At 57.2% G+C, this 18,761-nt stretch carries 17 protein-coding genes; 9 read left to right on the plus strand and 8 right to left on the minus strand.

The genetic code is table 11. The features are described 5' to 3' along the window. The first annotated feature begins 162 nt into the window (after positions 1-162). Entirely contained in the window at positions 163-783 is a 621-nt protein-coding gene (locus MY052_RS16160) for a glutathione S-transferase family protein (protein ID WP_035894497.1), read from the plus strand. A gap of 5 nt (positions 784-788) precedes the next feature. On the opposite strand, the gene MY052_RS16165 is transcribed toward MY052_RS16160, so the two are convergent. Next, a complete protein-coding gene (locus MY052_RS16165; protein WP_248537408.1) occupies positions 789-1,799 on the minus strand; it encodes a LacI family DNA-binding transcriptional regulator in 1,011 nt (336 codons plus the stop codon). 143 nt (positions 1,800-1,942) lie between these two features. Between MY052_RS16165 and MY052_RS16170 the strand changes: the two genes are divergently transcribed. Together MY052_RS16170 and MY052_RS16175 are read left to right on the plus strand one after the other, a co-directional pair. Then, positions 1,943-3,022 carry a glycoside hydrolase 5 family protein gene (locus MY052_RS16170; RefSeq protein ID WP_248537409.1) on the plus strand — a complete coding sequence of 360 codons (1,080 nt, stop codon included), beginning with the start codon at positions 1,943-1,945 and terminating at the stop codon, positions 3,020-3,022. Positions 3,023-3,046: 24 nt separating this feature from the next. Beyond that, positions 3,047-4,333, plus strand: coding sequence for an ABC transporter substrate-binding protein (locus MY052_RS16175; protein ID WP_248537410.1), 1,287 nt, complete (start codon positions 3,047-3,049; stop codon positions 4,331-4,333). Between the two features lie 41 nt (positions 4,334-4,374). Here the strand turns inward: MY052_RS16175 and MY052_RS16180 are convergent, their stop codons facing one another. After that, complete coding sequence (locus MY052_RS16180) at positions 4,375-4,758, minus strand: biofilm formation regulator BssR (protein ID WP_248537411.1); 384 nt, start codon at positions 4,756-4,758, stop codon at positions 4,375-4,377. Between the two features lie 296 nt (positions 4,759-5,054). On the opposite strand from MY052_RS16180, the gene MY052_RS16185 reads away from it, so the two are divergent. Both MY052_RS16185 and MY052_RS16190 read left to right on the plus strand, forming a co-directional pair. Beyond that, positions 5,055-5,435 carry a type II toxin-antitoxin system RelE/ParE family toxin gene (locus tag MY052_RS16185; protein WP_248537412.1) on the plus strand — a complete coding sequence of 127 codons (381 nt, stop codon included), beginning with the start codon at positions 5,055-5,057 and terminating at the stop codon, positions 5,433-5,435. Further along, positions 5,432-5,761, plus strand: a complete 330-nt coding sequence (locus MY052_RS16190) for a helix-turn-helix domain-containing protein (RefSeq protein ID WP_202216168.1) — start codon at positions 5,432-5,434, stop codon at positions 5,759-5,761. The genes MY052_RS16185 and MY052_RS16190 overlap by 4 nt, the downstream gene beginning before the upstream one ends. Before the next feature lie 49 nt (positions 5,762-5,810). On the opposite strand, the gene gsiD is transcribed toward MY052_RS16190, so the two are convergent. From gsiD to iaaA, 5 genes are read right to left on the minus strand one after another with little or no spacing between them, the layout of a single operon-like run. Continuing rightward, a complete protein-coding gene (gene gsiD / locus MY052_RS16195; protein ID WP_248537413.1) occupies positions 5,811-6,722 on the minus strand; it encodes a glutathione ABC transporter permease GsiD in 912 nt (303 codons plus the stop codon). A gap of 1 nt (position 6,723) precedes the next feature. Continuing rightward, complete coding sequence (gene gsiC, locus MY052_RS16200) at positions 6,724-7,644, minus strand: glutathione ABC transporter permease GsiC (RefSeq protein WP_123651360.1); 921 nt, start codon at positions 7,642-7,644, stop codon at positions 6,724-6,726. A 52-nt stretch (positions 7,645-7,696) separates the two neighbouring features. Continuing rightward, the gene (gene gsiB, locus MY052_RS16205; protein WP_248537414.1) at positions 7,697-9,235 is read right to left on the minus strand and encodes a glutathione ABC transporter substrate-binding protein GsiB; all 1,539 of its coding nucleotides are present in this window, start codon (positions 9,233-9,235) and stop codon (positions 7,697-7,699) included. Positions 9,236-9,258: 23 nt separating this feature from the next. Then, positions 9,259-11,118 (minus strand): glutathione ABC transporter ATP-binding protein GsiA, encoded by a 1,860-nt coding sequence (gene gsiA / locus MY052_RS16210; protein WP_248537415.1) that lies wholly within the window; start codon positions 11,116-11,118, stop codon positions 9,259-9,261. 11 nt (positions 11,119-11,129) lie between these two features. Continuing rightward, entirely contained in the window at positions 11,130-12,071 is a 942-nt protein-coding gene (gene iaaA / locus MY052_RS16215; RefSeq protein ID WP_035894487.1) for a beta-aspartyl-peptidase, read from the minus strand. 303 nt (positions 12,072-12,374) lie between these two features. Here iaaA and moeA point away from each other — a divergent pair, with 303 nt between their 5' ends. Continuing rightward, positions 12,375-13,610, plus strand: a complete 1,236-nt coding sequence (gene moeA / locus MY052_RS16220) for a molybdopterin molybdotransferase MoeA (RefSeq protein ID WP_035894486.1) — start codon at positions 12,375-12,377, stop codon at positions 13,608-13,610. Further along, complete coding sequence (gene moeB, locus MY052_RS16225; protein WP_248537416.1) at positions 13,610-14,371, plus strand: molybdopterin-synthase adenylyltransferase MoeB; 762 nt, start codon at positions 13,610-13,612, stop codon at positions 14,369-14,371. Before moeA ends, moeB begins: the two co-directional genes overlap by 1 nt. 77 nt (positions 14,372-14,448) lie before the next feature. On the opposite strand, the gene fsa is transcribed toward moeB, so the two are convergent. Beyond that, positions 14,449-15,111 (minus strand): fructose-6-phosphate aldolase, encoded by a 663-nt coding sequence (gene fsa, locus MY052_RS16230; RefSeq protein ID WP_064548509.1) that lies wholly within the window; start codon positions 15,109-15,111, stop codon positions 14,449-14,451. Positions 15,112-15,244: 133 nt separating this feature from the next. On the opposite strand from fsa, the gene MY052_RS16235 reads away from it, so the two are divergent. Further along, positions 15,245-16,147: a glycyl-radical enzyme activating protein gene (locus MY052_RS16235; RefSeq protein WP_248537417.1), complete on the plus strand. Its 903-nt coding sequence runs from the start codon at positions 15,245-15,247 to the stop codon at positions 16,145-16,147. A gap of 4 nt (positions 16,148-16,151) precedes the next feature. Next, the gene (locus MY052_RS16240) at positions 16,152-18,584 is read left to right on the plus strand and encodes a formate C-acetyltransferase/glycerol dehydratase family glycyl radical enzyme (protein ID WP_248537418.1); all 2,433 of its coding nucleotides are present in this window, start codon (positions 16,152-16,154) and stop codon (positions 18,582-18,584) included. Positions 18,585-18,761 lie beyond the last annotated feature (177 nt).

Raw genomic sequence — 18,761 nt, forward strand, 5'->3', positions numbered from 1 at the left:
TAACGTAGAAACTCTCTTAAAGAAACAGTGAGTTGGTAAAGTTTTTTAAGTTTACGCAAGATCCCCTGGTTGTGCTGAAAACCTGACATTTTTTTTGATCGAGATTGCGTAAGCGTTTACTTTGGCCCACATTTAATCTCTGCTAAAAAAACGGGAGTCGATATGCTAACGCTGTGGGGAAGAAATAACTCAACGAACGTGAAAAAAGTGCGCTGGACGCTGGCTGAGCTTGGCCTGCCGTATGAGCAAATTATGGCGGGCCAGGGATTTGGCGTGAACCGCGACGCGGCCTATCTGGCGCTCAACCCTAACGGCCTGGTACCGATGCTGAAAGACGGCGACGACGTGCTGTGGGAATCGAACTCCATCGTACGCTACCTGGCGGCACAATACGGCGCAGAGAGTCTGTGGCAAGCGCAGCCTGTTCAACGGGCGAAAAGCGAAAAGTGGATGGACTGGGCCAACGAAACCCTATCTCCGGTGCACCGTAAAATTCTCTTCGGGCTGGTGAGAACCCCGGTAGAGCAGCGCAACATGGATGAAATCAACGCGGCAATTGAAGCCTGCGAACCGCTGCTGGCTATCCTGGATAACACCCTGGCAAACCAAACCTGGCTTTCCGGCGACCAGTTTGGCGTGGGCGATATCGCCGTCGCGCCGTTTGTCTATAACGTGCTGGAAACCGTCAAAACCTGGCAGCCGCGGCCGCACCTGGCGCGCTGGTATCAGCAGTTGGCCGAGCGTCCCGCCTTCCGCGACGTGGTGATGATCCCGGTCAGTTAATCCTCTCAGGTGCGCTGGCTACTCCCACGCACCTGCAATTTCCCTACCAGCCGGACATGCGCCGCCGTATCATCCCCTTCGCACAGGTAGTTCACCGCCATTCTGCCCAGTTCGCTATAGGCTAGCTGTACGCTGGTCAACGCCGGGGTCAACTGATGCGCAATGCGCTGATCGTCATAACCACACACCAGCACGTCGCGCGGAATGGCAATATTAAGCGTGGCGAGCGCCTGATAGCAGCCGAGGGTCATCCAGTCACTGGCGCAGAAAATAGCCTGCGGCGGCTCCGGCAAATGCATCAGCTCAAGCGTGGCGTTAAAGGTGGCATTGAGCGACCAGTCGGTCTGTTTAATCAGCGCCTCGTCCACCGCAATACCGGCCTGTTCCAACGACTGGCGATAGCCTTCCAGGCGCAGCACGCTGGCATCCATCCAGTCATCGCCCATGATATGCGCAATGCGCGTAATGCCCTGCGACAGCAGATGGTTGACTATCTGGCAAGCGTTGGCGCGGTCATCAGGAAGGAAAGTCGGCAGCAGCGGGCGCTGCGGGTCGTACTGGTTTAACAGCACCACCGGCTTATTTATAAGCGCGTCGAACGGCGAAAAATCAAAGGCACGAGTCACCGGACTTGCCAGAATCACCCCTGCGCAGGGGCGCTGGTCAAGCTGGCGCAAAATGTGCGCCGCCATCTCCAGATCGTCGCCGTAGTCATAAACGGTCAGCAGGGTATCCCGCTGCCAGGCGGCGGAAACCGCGTCGCTGATGGCCTCAACGAAGGGATCGTAGTTCGGCATCCCGCACAGCAGCAGGGCAATTTCTTCCTGCCCTTCCTGACGATGAGGCACAATGATCTTTTGATAGCCCAGCGCCGTCGCCGCGGCATAGACGCGTTCGCGGGTAGCCTCACTCAGGCGAATCGCCCGGCTATTGTTGAGTACCAGAGAAACCGTCGCCTGCGAAACGCCCGCCTCCCTGGCAATATCACTCATCGTTATTTTGTTTTTCTTCGCCATGTTCGCTCCTTGTCGCCACCGACTATAGCACAGTTATCCCACGCTTTTTTTGTGAACAACTCAACACTTCAACCGCATCAGGATTGCGCCTTGCACTATAGTTAATAAATATTAGCTAATAATTATTACCAAGGAGAAAAACTATGCACTCGCAATGGCGCGAATCGCAGGCGCAGGCCTGGTATCAACAGCACGGCTGGGCATGCGGCTTTAACTATTTGCCGCGCAGCGCGGTCAACTGGACTGAGATGTGGCAGGCAGAGACTTTCGATGCGGCGACCATCGACCAGGAGCTGGGCTGGGCACATGACTACGGCTACAACGCGCTGCGTACCAATCTGCCGTTTATCGTCTGGGAAGCCGACCGCGACGGCCTGCTGACGCGCATCGACACCTTTTTGATGCTGGCGAAAAAGCACCAGATTCAGGTGATGCTGACGCTGATGGACGACTGCGGTTTCTCCGGCGACGAGCCGTACCTCGGCCCACAAAAACCCCCGCGCGAGGGCGTGCATAACAGTCAGGCAGCGGCGAGTCCCGGTCGGGCCATCGTAATGGACCCAGCACAATGGCCGCGCGTAGAAGCCTACGTCCGCGACGTGCTCAGCCATTTTAAAAACGACGAGCGCATCACCATTTGGGATCTCTATAACGAACCAGGCAACCGCGGCATTAACCTGTCCCCCACCAAATCGACCGAGTATGACGAAGCGCTGGAAGCCTTCGCGCTGGAGCTGATGACTGCCACCTTCGGCTGGGCGCGTGAAGTTGGCCCGAGCCAGCCGCTCACTGTAGGCGCGTGGCACATTGACCATCCGCAGTACGGCACGCTACAGCACCCGATTGATATTGCGGCGCTGCAGTTATCCGACATCATCAGCTACCACAACTACAACAATGCCGCCCGCCAGCTCGGCGTACTGGAAAGCCTGACGGCATACCAGCGCCCGGTGCTCTGCACCGAATGGCTAGCGCGGCATATGGACTGCACGTTCAGCGAGCAGCTGCCGCTGTTCTGCGCTTTCGATACCGGCTGCTATCAATGGGGGCTGGTACAGGGCAAAACGCAGACCTGGATCCCATGGACCAGCGTCAATAGAGATCACCCCGATCCTCACTCGCTGTGGTTCCACGATGTGCTGACACCCGACGGCAAACCATGGTGTGAAGAGGAAATGCAGTTGGTGAAAGCGCTCACTGGCTACCGCCAGACGCGTCGTTAATTGTGATACACGGAGGGTTCATCCATGAAAAAATCAGCCTTGTTCCTGCTTGCCTGCTGCGGTTTCGGTGCGATGCCCATCGCGCACAGCGCCGATCAGGTGGAACTCCGTTTTGCCTGGTGGGGCGGTAAGGCCCGTAACCAGGCCACCTTAAAAGCGCTGGATGCTTTTGAAGCCAAATACCCGAACATTAAAGTGAAGGCGGAGTACACCGGCTGGGACGGTTTCTACTCGCGCCTGACCACCCAGATTAATAGCAACACCGAAGCCGACGTCATCCAGACCAACTGGAACTGGCTGACGCTGTTGTCGAAAACCGGCGATGGTTTTTACGATCTCAACAAACTGCGCCAGCCCATTGGCCTCGACCAGTACTCTCCCGCCGCGCTCGCCAGCACGACGGTGAACGGAAAGATCAACGCCATCCCGATTTCCGCCAACGTGATGCTGTTTTACTACAATGCCGCCACCTGGCAAAAAGCCGGCGTACCGCTGCCGAAAAGCTGGGACGATTTGCTGAAAGCCGGGCCGGTATTTAAAGAAAAGCTCGGCGATAGCTACTATCCGCTGATCCTGACCGAGCAGGACTCGCTGTTACTCCTGAACTCCTGGGTCTATCAGGGCAACCAGAAGCCGATGGTGGATGAGAAAACCCGTAAGCTCGGCTGGAACCATGACGATCTGGTGCAGGCCTTCACCTTTTACCGCCAACTAGTAGCGGCACACGCCGTACCGGATGCCCGCACGATGGCCTCATACGGTAAAGGCGTCGCTTATGAAATGAAGCCGTGGATTAACGGCGAATGGGGCGGCATCTATAACTGGAACGTCCTGTATACCGCCGAGTCGCAGAACCTGAGTCATCCCGACGACCTGGTGATGGGTGATTATCCGATGCGCGAAGGCGCCAAAGATGCCGGGCAGTTTAATAAGACTGCGCTGATGCTTTCCATCAGTAAAAATACCCGCCATCCGCAGGAAGCGGCGCTGCTGATTAATTTCCTGATGAGCGAAAAAGAAGGCGTGGTGCCTGTGGGTCTGGAGCGCGGCGTGCCGCTGAGCAAGGCCGGGGCACAGATTTTACGCGACGCGGGGCTGCTAAAAGAGGATGACCCGGTACTCACCGGGCTAACGCAATCGGCTTCATTACCGAATCACGCGAAGGCACTCCCCTATCTTGAAGACCCGCAGTTCACCGCCCTCTTCCTGGCCGCGCTGCAAAGCATCGACTACGGCAAGGCAACCGTCGACCAGGCGGCAACCCGTTTCGAGGAACAGGCAAACCGTATTCTGCGGCGAATCATGCGCTAACGGAGAGAATCATAGACAGGGGGACAAACGTCTCCCTGATGTTAAGCGTGAGTCATTGGTGATTCAGCATCCAGCTTACGAATGCTGTTCGTCAACGCCATCAGGCAGCGCTCAAGCGTTTCCACGTTAACCGCAATATATGACGGGCAGTCGTAACGCCCCGTCATCAAGCACACGGCCGCGGAAGCGATTGCCTCGCCCGCCTGTCGCATCATTTCCAGTTCTTTACGCGAACTACACCGCGTAAGCGGTACAACGTTACCCCGTAGTTCGCAACACAGTTCGAGCAGGTTAGTACGCAGATGATCGTTATCACCGACTGACATATACCCCTTTGCCTTTCTGAGCTGCAAATAGGCATCAAGGTCAATTCGCGCATTGATGAGTCGCCTCATCATCTGGCGTTTCAGTTTGCTATCCGTCATGCATTTACCTCCCTTGCCACCCATTGGCTCTTTCATTATGAGATTACTTAACGGAAGGAATGCTGCGCGATATCAACAATTCATCATTCATAACAATTTTAACAAAATAGTAATGAATTCGGCAAGAATGGTTTGTGGGGTGGTCGGGTCGAATCTCCACGAACCGCCTTGCTTCGCCGGACTACTTGTTACGGTAGCCCGGTTATATTCTGTATTTTTTCACTATCTATCCTGCCCTCCTTGCATGAAAACACCGTAATGTTTACTATAGTAACCGTTACCAGTTGAGGTGAATCATGACTATCTATAAGGCAAAACGATTCAACCAAAACACCAAAAAGCTTGGCATCACGGACGACGTGCTATTGAAAGCTGCCGAAGATATCAAACAGGGTGTTTGGGAAGCGAATTTAGGCGGGGGGGTAATCAAAAAGCGCCTGCCTCTGCAGCAAGGCAAAAGCGGTGGCGCAAGAACCGTCATCTTTTTCAAATACGATCGACATATTTTTTTCTACGATGGTTGGGCGAAAAATAGTGTCAGTAGTGGAAATGGTAAAGAAATAGAGGATGACGAACTTATTGCTTATCGAAAGCTGGCTAGCGCTTTTTTAGCATTCACTGATAAGGATATCGCAAAACTCCTGATCACCGGTTTTTTAGTTGAGGTAGATAAATGACTAACAAACTCAAAACAATACTTGATGACGCTAAAGAGCTTAACGCACTTGGCCTGATGCCAGAGAACGATGTTGCTGAAATCAATAAGCTTTTAAAAGCGCGCGAGCTTAAAACACGTATCGCCGCCGTTAAGATGATGTCTGGTGAAGAGATTAAGGCGGTTCGTGCTCGTTTCGGTATGTCGCAGTCTATTTTGGCGCACACGCTGGGAATGTCTAAAGAGAGCGTGTCCAAATGGGAGCGCAACGAAATCAAACCCAGCGGTCCAGCGTTACGTATTCTCAATACTTTGGCCGCCAAAGGCCCGGAAGTATTCACTAAGTAAAACAACGCTAGCCCGGCCAGGTATTTGCAAGACCGGGCTAGCGTATAAACTATCCTTTCAATTTCGGATCCAGCGCATCGCGCAGACCGTCACCCAACAGGTTAAACGCCAGCACCGTCAGGAAGATCGCCAGCGCCGGGAAGACCGCGACGTGTGGCGCAATCACCATATCCGCGCGCGCTTCGTTGAGCATCGCTCCCCATTCCGGCGTGGGCGGCTGGGCGCCGAGGCCGAGGAACGACAGGCTGGCGGCGGAGATAATCGACACCCCAATGCGCATGGTGAAATAGACCACGATGGAGGAGACCGTGCCGGGCAGAATATGCTGGAACAGGATCACGCGGTCGCTGGCGCCGATGCTGCGCGCCGACTCGATAAAAGTCTGCTGTTTCAGCACCAGCGTGTTACCACGCACCAGACGCGCAAAGGCCGGAACCGAGAAAATCGCTACCGCGATTATCACGTTGGTCATGCCGCTGCCCATAATCGCCACCACGGCAATCGCCAGCAGAATGCCGGGGAAGGCAAACAGCACGTCGCAGATGCGCATGATGATGCGGTCCCACCAGCCTTCGTAGTAGCCCGCCAGCAGCCCAAGCACGGTGCCAATCAGCGAACCAATCAGTACCGCAAACACGCCCGCGGTGAGTGAGATTTGCGCGCCGACCAGTACCCGGCTGAAAATATCCCGCCCCAGCGAGTCTACGCCGAACCAGTGGATCAGCGACGGGCCGTCGTTCAGACGGTCGTAATCGAAGTAGTTTTCCGCATCAAACGGCGCAATCCACGGTGCGACCACCGCCACGATAATCAGCAGCAAAACGAAAATACCGGAAGCCATCGCCACCGGCTGCTGACGAAAGCGCCGCCAGAATTCACGCCACGGCGTGCGCGGAACACCCGCCTGCATCATCGGCATGGCGTTAAGTACAGCCTGTCGACGCCAATTGAATAATCGCACGTTATTTATACCTGATAGCCGGGTTAATGGCGGCGTAGAGCACATCCACCACTAGGTTGATAAGAATAAACTCCAGTGAGAACAGCAGCACCTCGGCCTGAATCACCGGGTAATCACGCATCTCCACCGAATCCACCAGCAGGCGTCCAAGCCCCGGCCAGTTAAAGACTTTTTCCACCACAATCGAGCCGCCGAGCAGGAAGCCAAACTGCAGCCCCATCATCGTCACGACCGGGATCATGGCGTTACGTAGCCCGTGCTTTAGCACCACCACTTTTTCACTCACCCCTTTGGCGCGGGCGGTACGCATATAGTCTTCATTGAGCACGTCAACAAACGAGGCGCGGGTAAAGCGCGCCATCACCGAGGCCACGGCGGCACCGAGGGTGATTGACGGCAGAATGTAGTGCCGCCAGCTGTCGGCACCCACGGTGGGCAGCCAGCCAAGCTCGACGGAGAAAATTTGCATCAGCAGCATACCCAGCGCAAACGCCGGGAAGGAGATCCCGGTGACCGCCAGCGCCATCCCAAGACGATCCGGCCAGCGGTTGCGCCACACGGCGGCGGCAATCCCGGCGGCCATACCAAAGATCACTGCCCACATCATGCTGGCGAGGGTCAGAAAAAGCGTTGGCAGAAAACGGCTCGCTATCTCTTCAGATACCGGACGGCGTGACACCATCGACATGCCAAAATCGCCCTGAACAGCGTGGGTAATGTAGTGCCAGAACTGAACGTACAGCGGCTGGTCCAGCCCTAACTGCTGACGAACCATCGCGATAACCTGCGCGTCCGCCTCCGGCCCGGCAATCAGCCGTGCAGGGTCGCCGGGAAGCATATGGACAAATAAAAACACCAGCACCGCCACGATAAACAGCGTCGGGATCAGGCCGAGCAGGCGTTTGATAACATAGTTAAGCATGACTCTCCTTGCCGTAAGCTCCCTGCGCCATCACGACGCAGGGAGACGTCGCTTACTTCAAATCCGCATCGTCAAAGCTAAAGCCCGTGTCCGGCATAATATAGAACCCGGTCAATGACTTGCTGTGCGCCGATACCAATTTCTCTACCACCAGCGGCACCCACGGCGACTCTTTCCAGATAATATCCTGAGCCTCTTTATAGAGCCGCGCTTTTTCTTTCGCATCCGTGGTTTGCAGCGCCGTCGTCAGGTCTTTATCCACCTGCGGGTTGCTGTAGAACGCGGTATTAAACTGCGTTGGCGGCCAGTTTGAAGAAGCAAACAGCGGCGACAGCGCCCAGTCGGCTTCGCCCGTTGAGGCGGACCAGCCGGTGTAGAACATTCTCACCCCGCTCTCTTTCTGCCCTTTGGCTTCCACTTCCGCCGCGCGCTGACCGGCATCCATCGCCGTCACCTGCGCCTTAATGCCAATTTGCGCCAGCTGCTGTTGGGTAAACTGCAGTACTTTCTGCGCGGTACTGTGGTTGTGCGACGACCACAGCGTAGTGCTAAAGCCGTTCGGGTAGCCCGCCTCTTTCAGCAACGCTTTGGCTTTTGCCGGGTCGTACGGCCACGGCTGATACTGCTGAGCGTAGGCGATTGACGGAGGTACGACACCGGTCGCTGGCGTGGCGTAGCCCGCGAAGGCCACCTTCACCAGCGCCTGGCGGTTGATGGCGTAGTTAATCGCTTCGCGCACCTTCGGGTTATCAAACGGCTTTTGCGTCACGTTCATGCTGATATAGCGCTGCATGATAGACGGGCTGGCCACCAGCTCAAGCTGGCTGTTTTTAGCCAGCAGCGCCGCCTGCTCGTAAGGAATTGGGAAGGCAAACTGCGCTTCGCCGGTTTGCAGCATCGCCGCGCGGGTATTGTTATCGACAACCGGACGCCAGGTAATGGAGTCCAGCTTCGGCAACCCTTGCTGCCAGTAGCCAGCAAATTTACTGACCTTCACAAAGTCGGTCTGATTCCAGGTGTCGAGCTTATACGGCCCGGTCCCCACCGGATGGAAGCCAATCTCGTTGCCATATTTCTTCAGCGCCGCAGGCGAAATCATCGCCGTCGCCGGGTGGGCGAGAATGTTGATAAACGCCGAGAACGGCTGCTTTAAGGTCACTTTTACCGTATGGACATCAACGACCTCGGTTTTATCGATATTTTTGTACAGGTTATAGCGCTTAAGGTGGCTATCCGGGTTGCTGGCGCGATCGAGGTTAATCTTCACCGCTTCGGCGTTAAAATCGGTGCCGTCCTGGAATTTCACCCCCTGACGCAGCTTAAGCGTGTAGACTTTGCCGTCGTCAGAAACGGTATAGCTCTCAGCCAGGACGTTCTGCAGCTTCATCTCTTTATCGAGGCCAAACAGCCCCTGATAGAACGATTTCGCCACCGCCTGCGAGAGCGTGTCGTTAGCATCATATGGGTCAAGCGTGGTGAAATTGGAGCCTACCGCCACGACCACATCTTTTGCCGCGAACGCGGGAGAAGCCGCCAGCGCGGAAGCCACGCCCAGTGCGACCAGCCATTTACGTGAAACGCGTTGTGTCATGTTGTCCCCTGCCTATGGTTTTATTATCGATTTATCAGCGCACTGCTTGCCGGTTCTCGGGCCACATAGTGCCCCGGTGAAACCTGCTGCAAATTAATGGGTTCGACTTCTTCACCCCGTTTATAGATATTGCCCGGCAGTTCGTCCGACAGCAGCACGCGCTGCGGCCGCCGATGCGCCGGGTCCGCCACCGGAACGGCGGAGAGCAGCTTGCGCGTGTACGGATGCTGCGGGTTTTCAAACACCGCGCGGCGCGGGCCAATTTCCACGATGCGCCCGCGATACATCACCGCCACACGGTGACTGATACGCTCCACCACCGCCATATCATGTGAAATGAACAGAAACGCGATGCCCATTTCCCGCTGCAATGACAGCAACAGGTTGATGATTTGCGCGCGAATCGAGACGTCCAGCGCCGAGACCGATTCATCGGCGATCACCACCTTCGGGTTCAACGCCAGCGCACGGGCAATGCAGATGCGCTGCCGCTGGCCGCCGGAAAACTCGTGCGGGTAGCGCCAGGCATGCTCAGGTTGCAGACCGACGCGCTGCAATAGCCACTCCACCCGCTGCTGCAGCGCCTCGCCTTTCAACTCGCCATGGATACGCAGCGGCTCCATAATCGAGAAGCCCACGGTGTGGCGCGGGTCGAGCGAGGCGTACGGGTCCTGGAAGATAAACTGAATATCGCGGCGCAACGGCTGAAGCTGATGGGCTGAAAGCGTATCAATGCGCTCGCCGTTAAAGGTAATGGTGCCGCTTTGCGACTCAACCAGTCGCAGCAGCGCCCGCCCGGTGGTTGATTTCCCGCAGCCGGACTCGCCCACCAGTGACAGTGTCTCCCCCGGCCATAAATCAAAGCTGACGTTCTCTACCGCGTGTACTTCGCGGTTGACGCGGTTCAGAATGCCGCCGCGCAGCGGAAAACGCGTCACCAGGTTACGCACCTTGAGAATCGGCTTCCCCTCAGCAACGGTGTCTTGCTGCTGCGGTTCACTTTCCGGTGCATTGAAATCCGGGAAGCTTTTAGGATAGTCGCTGCCGCGCATTGCGCCCAGGCGTGGTACAGCCGCCAGCAAACGACGCGTGTACGGGTGCTGGGGTGCGGTAAAGATCTCGTCCACCAGCCCGCTTTCGACCACTTCGCCCTGATGCATCACCAGCACCCGGTCGGCAATTTCCGCCACTACGCCCATGTCGTGAGTGATAAAAATCACCCCCATCGACATCTCTTTTTGCAGTACATCTATCAGTTGCAGGATCTGCGCCTGAATGGTCACGTCCAGTGCGGTGGTCGGCTCGTCGGCAATCAGCACCGCCGGGCGGCACGACAGCGCCATCGCAATCATCACTCGCTGACGCATCCCGCCGGAGAGCTGATGCGGATAGCGCGACAGCATGGCCTGCGCTTCCGGAATTCGCACCTTATCGAGCATTTTCTTCGCCTCGGCCAGCGCCTCTTCGCGCCCGAGCCCCTGATGCAGGCGAATCGACTCGGCAATCTGTTCACCGATGGTAAACACCGGGTTCAGCGAGGTCATCGGCTCCTGGAAAATCATGGCGATATCGGCACCGCGCACGCTGCGCATTTGCGCCGACGTCTGCTCCTGAAGATCAATCACTTCTCGATTGCGGCGGCGCAGCAGCAGGCTATCAATGCTCACCTCGCTGCCGGACTGCTCCAGTAGGCGCATTAATGAGAGCGCCGTGACCGATTTCCCCGAGCCGGATTCCCCCACAATCGCCAGCGTTTCACCGCGATTAAGATGAAAAGAGAGCTGATGCACGGCGCGCACGGGCTGCCCGTCCTGACGAAACGTCACGTTCAGGTTATCAACGCTCAGCACCTGCGCGTTATCAAGCTCATCGGAATGCGGCACGGTAACTCCTTCTATTCCTTATAGATACCAATCGTCGGCGTATCACCGGCGTAGGCCCAGGCGCGGTACATGCCTTCGCTGTTAAACGGCAGCACCACGTTGCCTTCGCGGTCGATGGCGATGAGGCCACCGCTGCCGCCAAGCGCAGGCAGTTTTTCCATCACCACGCGCTCGCAGGCCTCATAAAGGCTGAGGTTGCCGTACTCCATCAGCGCGGCAATATCGTACGCCGCGAGCGTACGGATAAAAACTTCGCCCGTGCCGGTACAAGAGACCGCGACGCTGGCGTTGTTGGCATAACAGCCCGCCCCCACCAGCGGGCTATCGCCCACCCGGCCGGGCAGTTTATTGGTCATCCCGCCGGTCGAGGTAGCCGCCGCCAGGTTGCCGTTGAGATCCAGGGCGACAGCGCCCACGGTGCCCATCTTTTGCTGTTCATCCAGCGGAGCGGCATCGTGGTCGAGAATAAAATCGCCGTTGCTGCGCGCCACCAGCAGCTGCTGGAAGCGCTCGTCGGTGGAGAAGAGTGAATTGTTCACCAGCTCCATCCCCTGTGACTGCGCAAAGGCTTCCGCCCCCTCGCCAATCAACATCACGTGTGGACTATTTTCCAACACGCTTCTGGCCGCCAGCACTGGGTTGCGCAGATGTTTTACCCCGGCAACGGCTCCCGCCTGCAGCGAGTACCCGTCCATCACGCAGGCGTCCAGCTCATGCGTTTCATCTGAGGTAAACACCGCGCCAATCCCGGCGTTAAACAGCGGGCACTCTTCAAGCTGACGTACCGCTTCGGTGACCGCATCCAGCGCGCTCGTGCCCGATTCAAGCATCTTTTGTACGCTTTCCACGATGTCGGAAAGCGCCGTGACGTATTGTTGTTCTTTTTCTGCCGAAAGCTGGCTGCGGCTAATCGCGCCTGCCCCACCGTGTATTGCAATGACTGCCTTGCCCATTGAGCCATCCCTTACGTCATTTTCTTTATATACACTTCATCCTTCAAACTGCCTCTGCGTTGGCTGCGTTCGCTCACCCCACTCACTTACTTTAGTAAGCTCCTGGGGATTCACTCACTTGCCGCCTTGACGCAGCTTGAACGATTTTGTGTATAAATATCATTATAGTGTCTCTGTTCCTATATCAATTTTGAATATAGAAATAGCGTTCCATGTAGTGAGGTACACCACAGGTGGCATACTGTCGGTAAGGCTTTTCTGCCATAATGTGCGCATTCGAACGTTTCCCGCAGGAGTTTACCCATGGATTTTACCGCCGGACTGATGTCGCTTGATACCGCGTTGAGCCAAATGCTAGATCAGATTACCCCGCTGCACGAGCGCGAGTCGGTACCGCTGCTGAAGGCTTTTGGTCGCATTACCGCGAGCGATGTTGTCTCCCCGTTGGACGTACCGGGTTTTGATAACTCGGCGATGGATGGCTACGCGGTACGTCTCGCTGACCTCGCGGCGCAAACGCCGCTCGCGGTGGCAGGTAAGGCTTTTGCCGGACAACCCTTCCACGGTGAGTGGCCAGCCGGTACCTGCATTCGCATTATGACCGGCGCGCCGGTGCCCGCGGGTTGCGATGCGGTGGTGATGCAGGAAGAAACCGAGCAAACCGACGACGGCATTCGTTTTACCGCCCACGTTAAAGCCAACCAGAACATTCGTCGTCGCGGCGAAGACATCGCCAACGGCGCGGTAGTGTTCCCGGCCGGAACCCGTTTAACCGTCGCCGAACTGCCGGTGCTGGCGTCGCTCGGCATTGCCGAGGTGGACGTGGTACGTAAAATTCGCGTCGCGCTGTTCTCCACCGGCGATGAGCTGCAACTGCCGGGCCAGCCGCTGGGCGACGGGCAAATCTATGACACCAACCGTCTGGCGGTGCACCTGATGCTGGAACAGCTGGGCTGCGAGGTGATTAACCTTGGCATCATCCGCGACGACCCGGAACAGCTGCGCCAGACCTTTATCCAGGCGGATGAGCAGGCCGACGTGGTTATCAGCTCCGGTGGTGTTTCCGTTGGTGAAGCCGACTACACCAAAACCATCCTCGATGAGCTCGGTGAAATCAGCTTCTGGAAGCTCGCCATCAAACCGGGCAAACCATTCGCCTTTGGTAAACTCAACCACAGCTGGTTCTGCGGCCTGCCGGGCAACCCGGTCTCCGCCGCGCTGACCTTCTATCAGCTGGTGCAGCCTTTGCTGGCGAAACTGAGTGCCGGTAGCGTAGCAACCCAGGCGCCGCGCCTGCGCGTACGCACCACCGACCGCCTGAAAAAATCGCCGGGCCGCCTCGACTTCCAGCGCGGCCTGCTGACCCGCAATGAAAACGGCGAACTGACCGTATCTACCACCGGTCATCAGGGTTCCCACATCTTCAGCTCGTTCAGCCAGGGCAACTGCTTTATCGTGCTGGAGCGCGAGCGCGGTCACGTTGAGCCGGGCGAATGGGTAGAGGTGGAGCCGTTTAACCACCTGCTGGGAGGCCTGTAATGGCGGAGGAGCTTAGCGACGCGGAGATGATGCGCTATAACCGGCAAATCATCCTGCGCGATTTCGATTTTGATGGGCAGGAGCGGCTGAAAGCGGCTCGCGTGCTGGTCGTCGGCCTCGGCGGGCTAGGCTGCGCGGCCACGCAGTATCTCGCTGCCGCAGGCGTGGGCGAGCTGACGCTGCTCGATTTCGATACCGTTTCGCTCTCAAACCTACAGCGCCAGACGCTGCACAGCGATGCCACCATCGGTCAGCCGAAGGTGGACTCCGCTCGCGAGGCGCTGGCGCGCATTAACCCACACGTTAAGCTGAATACGCTGAATGCAATGCTGGAAGACGCGGCGCTGTGGGCGCAGATTGCCGAACACGACCTGGTGCTCGACTGTACCGACAACGTGACCATTCGCAATCAGCTTAACGCGGGCTGCTTCCAGCACAAAATTCCGCTGGTTTCCGGAGCGGCAATTCGTATGGAAGGCCAGATCAGCGTCTTTACGTATCAGAATGGCGAGCCGTGCTACCGCTGCCTGAGCCGTCTGTTCGGCGAGAACGCGTTAACCTGCGTGGAGGCTGGTGTGATGTCACCGTTGGTTGGCGTGATTGGCGCGATGCAGGCGATGGAAGCGATTAAAGTACTGGCGCATTACGGGGTGCCCGCAGCGGGGAAAATCGTGATGTACGACGCGATGCGCTGCCAGTTCAGAGAGATGAAGCTGATGCGTAGCCCGACGTGCGAGGTGTGCGGGCAGGCTTTGGCGTAATCCCCCCTCACCCTAGCCCTCTCCCCACTGGGGAGAGGGAATCGATCGTCACCCGACCCATCATCCGATATTTTCTTTTACAACGACGTACGTCCAAATGCCGTCTGCCAGTCCTGTTCAAACTTCGCGACTGCCGCATCGACCGCCGGATAGCTAATCAACTGCTGTGCCACATCAAGCGGCAGCGTGATGGACTGGCAGCCTGCCAGCAGGCAGTCCAGCGCCTGGCGCGGCGTTTTAAAGCTCGCGGCCAGCACTTTCGACTGTGGTGCGTGCAACGTCAGCAGGTCCTGCAATTCACACACCGTCTGAATACCGTTGCCGCCCTGGGCATCGACGCGGTTGACGTAAGGCGCGACATATTCCGCCCCCGCCAGCGCCGACAGCAGTCCCTGCGCCGCACCGTAAACGGCAGTACCGAGCGTCGGGATCCCTTCCGCTTTCAGCAGCTTAATCGCTGCCAGACCTTCCGCCGTCACCGGCACTTTAACGACCAGATCCGGAATAATCGCCCGTAGCTTGCGTGCGTCAGCCACCATGCCATCCGCCGTGGTCGCCATCACCTGGGCAAACAGACGGCCTTTACCGCCCATGGCGTCCAGCAGTTCTGGCAACAGTGCATCGAGCGGCGTCTTACCTGCCGCCACAATGCTTGGGTTAGTCGTCACGCCAGCCAGTGGGAAAACACGCGCCAGCTTCTTCACTGCGGCGACGTCGGAGGTGTCGAGATAGAGTTCCATGATGTGTCCTTAAACCGTGATATTGAGCATGGAATAACACTACCACAGCAAAACCTCTTCTTAAGTTGATGCACGTCAAGATAACTTTCATTCGAAAGTATTTTAATCTTTATACGAAAGATGAGGGCAGCATATGATTTTCAATATTCAGCGCTATTCCACCCACGATGGTCCAGGCATCCGCACCGTAGTCTTCCTGAAAGGATGCTCGCTCGGCTGTCGCTGGTGCCAGAACCCAGAAAGCCGCTCCCGCGAACAGGATCTGCTGTTCGACCCGCGTCTGTGCCTGGATGGCTGCGACCTGTGCCAGAAAGCCGCACCGTCGGTCATCGAACGTGCGCTTAACGGGCTGGTTATCCATCGGGAAAAGCTGGATGACGCCCACCTTGCCACGTTGACCACCTGCTGCCCAACCCAGGCGTTGACCGTCTGCGGGGAAGCAAAAAGCGCTGAAGAGATTATGGCCACCGTGCTGCGCGACAAACCGTTTTACGACCGCAGCAGCGGCGGCATGACCCTTTCCGGCGGCGAACCGTTTATGAACCCGGAACTGGCGCTCACGCTGCTAAAAAGTGCTCACGACCAGGGGATTCATACCGCCGTTGAGACCTGTCTGCACGTGCCATGGCGCTACCTTGAGCCCGCGTTGCCTTACATCGACCTGTTCCTGGCTGACCTCAAGCATGTCGATGAAGCGCGCTTTAAGCAGTGGACCGACGGCTCAGCAAAGCGCGTGCTCGACAACCTGAAACGACTGGCCGCCGCTGGCAAACAGGTCACGCTGCGCGTGCCGCTGATTCAGGGCTTTAACGCCGACGAAACCTCCATTAAAGCGATTACCGATTTTGCCGCCGACGAAATGCCCGGCGTGCGCGAAATTCATTTTTTGCCTTACCACACGCTCGGCATCAATAAATATGCCCTGCTCGGCCTTCCCTACTTCGCACCCGATAAGCCGCTGAATGACCCTGAGCTGCTGGATTTTGCTCAACAGTATGCCGGTGAAAAAGGGTTAACAGCGACACTACGAGGATAAAACGATGACCACTCTGAAACTCGATAAACTGACCGACCGCATTCAGGCCCACAAAAACGCGCTGGTGCATATCGTGAAGCCGCCGGTGTGCACCGAACGTGCGCGTCACTATACCGAAGCCTATCAGCAGCATCTCGACAAGCCGATTCCGGTACGCCGCGCGCTGGCGCTGGCCCATCACCTCGCAGAACGGACTATCTGGATCAAACACGACGAGCTGATCATCGGTAACCAGGCCAGTGAAGTGCGCGCCGCGCCTATCTTCCCGGAATATACCGTCAGCTGGATTGAAAAAGAGATCGACGATCTGGCGGATCGCCCAGGCGCAGGCTTTGCGGTGAGCGAAGAGAACAAACGCGTACTGCACGAAGTATGCCCTTGGTGGCGCGGCCAGACCGTACAGGACCGCTGCTACGGGATGTTCACCGACGAACAAAAAGCGCTGCTGGCAACCGGTATCATCAAAGCCGAAGGTAACATGACCTCCGGCGATGCCCACCTGGCGGTGAACTTCCCGCTGCTGCTGGAAAAAGGCCTCGACGGTATGCGCGCGAAAGTGGCCGAACGCCGCACCCGCATTAACCTGACCGTGCTGGAAGACCTGCACGGCGACCAGTTCCTGAAAGCTATTGATATCGTGCTGGACGCGGTGAGCCTGCACATCAAACGTTTCGCTGAACTGGCGCGCACAATGGCAGCCGAAGAGATTCGTGAAAGCCGTCGCGATGAACTGCTGGCGATGGCGGAAAACTGCGACGTGATTGCCCACGAGCCGCCGAAAACCTTCTGGCAGGCGCTGCAGCTGTGCTACTTCATTCAGTTGATTCTGCAAATTGAGTCCAACGGCCACTCGGTGTCGTTTGCCCGCATGGACCAGTATCTCTACCCGTACTACCGTCGTGACGTTGAACTGGAACAAACGCTGGACCGCGAACATGCAATCGAGCTGCTGCACAGCTGCTGGCTGAAGCTGCTGGAAGTGAATAAGATTCGCTCCGGCTCGCACTCCAAAGCCTCCGCCGGTAGTCCGCTGTATCAGAACGTCACCATCGGCGGCCAAAAACTGATAAACGGCGAAGCGCTGGACGCGGTGAACCCGCTCTCCTATGCCATCCTCGAATCCTGCGGACGTCTGCGCTCCACCCAGCCAAACCTGAGCGTGCGCTACCACGCGGGCATGAGCAACGACTTCCTCGACGCCTGCGTGCAGGTGATTCGCTGCGGCTTCGGCATGCCAGCATTCAACAACGATGAAATCGTTATCCCGGAATTTATTAAGCTCGGCGTCGAACCGGAAGATGCCTACGACTATGCGGCAATCGGCTGCATCGAAACCGCCGTCGGCGGCAAATGGGGCTACCGCTGCACCGGCATGAGCTTTATCAACTTTGCCCGCGTGATGCTGGCGGCGATGGAAGGCGGCCGCGATGCCACCAGCGGTAAGGTGTTCCTGCCACAGGAGCACGCGCTGTCGCAGGGCAACTTCGCCAACTTCGAGCAGATGCTGGCCGACTGGGACACCCAGATTCGCTATTACACCCGTAAATCGATTGAGATTGAGTACGTGGTCGATACCATGCTGGAAGAAAACGTGCACGATATTCTGTGCTCGGCGCTGGTTGACGACTGTATCGAGCGGGCGAAAAGCATCAAACAGGGCGGCGCGAAGTATGACTGGGTTTCCGGCCTGCAGGTGGGTATCGCCAACCTCGGCAACAGCCTGACGGCGGTGAAAAAGCTGGTCTTCGATCAGGGGCTGATTGGTCAGCAGGAGCTGGCAAAAGCGCTGGCGGAAGACTACGACGGCCTGACCCACGAGCAGCTACGTCAGCGTTTAATCAACGGCGCGCCGAAGTACGGCAACGATGATGACAGCGTCGACACCCTGCTGGCCCGCGCCTACCAGACCTATATCGACGAGCTGAAGCAGTATCACAACCCGCGCTACGGCCGTGGTCCGATTGGCGGCAACTATTACGCAGGGACGTCCTCTATCTCTGCAAACGTACCGTTTGGCGCACAAACCATGGCAACGCCGGACGGCCGTAAGGCAAAAACGCCGCTTGCCGAAGGCGCCAGCCCGGCTTCCGGTACCGATCATCTCGGCCCAACGGCGGTGATTAGCTCCGTGGGTAAACTGCCGACCTCCGCGATTCTTGGCGGCGTGCTGTTAAACCAGAAGCTGAACCCGGCAACGCTCGAGAATGAGAGCGATAAACAGAAGCTGATGGCGCTGCTGCGCACCTTCTTCGAGGTGCACAAAGGCTGGCATATTCAGTACAACATCGTGTCGCGCGAAACGCTGCTGGAAGCGAAGAAACATCCGGATCGGTACCGTGATTTAGTGGTGCGCGTGGCGGGGTATTCGGCGTTCTTTACCGCGCTGTCGCCGGATGCGCAGGACGATATTATTGCCCGTACGGAGCACACGCTGTAGTTCGGTTTTTCCCCCTAACCCTCTCCCCAATGGGGAGAGGGAACCGATCGGCGTTGTCGATAAGCAGGTAGCCCGGTCGTACAATAGTGACCCCGGCTTTTCTTTCGAATGAAATAAATTTGTGCTTTAGCTCACATTGTAATTAAATTGTTTCTGGCCGAAGTTACCCCAGGAGCA

Source organism: Kluyvera ascorbata (genome assembly GCF_023195735.1).
In the GTDB taxonomy this organism is placed as follows: domain Bacteria; phylum Pseudomonadota; class Gammaproteobacteria; order Enterobacterales; family Enterobacteriaceae; genus Kluyvera; species Kluyvera ascorbata.